The sequence below is a fragment of the Streptomyces coffeae genome (assembly GCF_016741875.1).
Classification (GTDB): domain Bacteria; phylum Actinomycetota; class Actinomycetes; order Streptomycetales; family Streptomycetaceae; genus Streptomyces; species Streptomyces coffeae.
Window position 1 is genome coordinate 1 of the sequence record NZ_JAERRF010000253.1, and the last position, 209, is coordinate 209.

The following is a 209-nucleotide window of genomic DNA, read 5'->3' on the forward strand; positions in this document are numbered from 1 at the left end:
TACGCGGCTGCCAACGCCTACCTGGACGCCCTCGCGGAGCACCGCAGGGCGGCTGGGTTGCCCGCCACGGCGGTCGCGTGGGGCCCGTGGGCCGACGGCGGCATGGTCGCGAACGCCGGGCAGGACGCGGCAGCGCAATTGCGACGCAGGGGCCTGCCGACCATGGCTCCGACCGTGGCGATCGTGGGCCTGGCCACCGCCCTGGAACG

At 76.1% G+C, this 209-nt stretch carries 1 protein-coding gene; it reads left to right on the top strand.

Annotated elements, in window-relative coordinates; translation table 11 throughout:
• Positions 1 to 209, top strand: a 209-nt coding sequence (locus JK363_RS41890) for a KR domain-containing protein (RefSeq protein ID WP_201883553.1), incomplete at both ends; no start/stop codon positions are given.